Source organism: Mycobacterium sp. 852002-51971_SCH5477799-a, from assembly GCF_001667145.1.
Taxonomy (GTDB): Bacteria; Actinomycetota; Actinomycetes; order Mycobacteriales; family Mycobacteriaceae; genus Mycobacterium.
This window is the reverse complement of sequence record NZ_LZIF01000007.1, coordinates 1-977: the sequence shown is the minus strand read 5'-3', so window position 1 is coordinate 977 and position 977 is coordinate 1. Positions and strand designations below refer to the sequence as shown.

The 977-nt window shown below is 66.1% G+C and carries 1 protein-coding gene; it reads right to left on the bottom strand.

Going from position 1 to position 977, the window contains the following annotated elements; genetic code table 11:
* A partial coding sequence (locus A5753_RS00650; protein WP_156655842.1) for a condensation domain-containing protein occupies window positions 1–977 on the bottom strand: 977 nt, incomplete at both ends.

The following is a 977-nucleotide window of genomic DNA, read 5'->3' as shown; positions in this document are numbered from 1 at the left end:
GTCACCACCGCGACCGGCCCCGCATCAGCGAGCATGAACTGCATCCGCGCCCCCGGCTGTGTCGGATCGATCGGCACATAGGTCGCCCCGGTCTTGAGCACCGCCAAAATCGCCACGATCGCCTCAGCGCACCGAGGCAACAACAACGCCACCCGATCACCGGCAGCCACCCGCTGACCCACCAGAAAATGCGCCAACCGATTCGAGGCCTCATCAAGCTGCCGATACGTCAACGACTCGCCCTCAAAACTCAGCGCCACCGCCTCCGGAGCCCGGGCCACCTGCGCGGCGAACACCGCCGGAATCGACACCGAGACACCCAGCTGCACAACCGGGGACATCAACGCCGCCCGATTACCCCACCCCTCCAACTGGGCACGCTCACCAACACCCAACACATCCACCGACGAGAGCCGCCGCGCTGGATCCGCGGTCATCGCCAACACCACCCGCTGCAACCGCTCCACCAACACCTCAATGCTGGCCACATCAAACACATCGGTGCGGAACTCCACCTGCCCGCCAATGCCGGCGGGCTCACCAGCCTCGGTCCAGCGTTCGGCCAACGACCACGTCAAATCCGCGCGCGCGGTGTCGGTATCGGCCCGCAACGGCGTGACCTGCACCTCCCCCAAGGCCACCCCGGCGGCGGGATCAGCGTCTTGCCAGTTCTGCCAGGCCAGCATGACCTGCACCAACGGATGATGGGTCAACGACCGGACCGGATTCAGCCGCTCCACTAGCACCTCAAACGGCACATCCTGATGCTCATAGGCGGCCAAACTGCGCGCCCGCACCTGAGCCAACAACTCACCAACGGTGGGATCGGCGCCCACATCCACCCGCAACACCAACGTGTTGACGAAAAACCCGACCAGCTCATCGAGGGCGGGATCGCGCCGCCCGGCGATCGGGAACCCCACCGCCACATCCGCGCTGGCGCTGAGCTTGCCCAGCAGCACCGCCAAAGCGGTCTG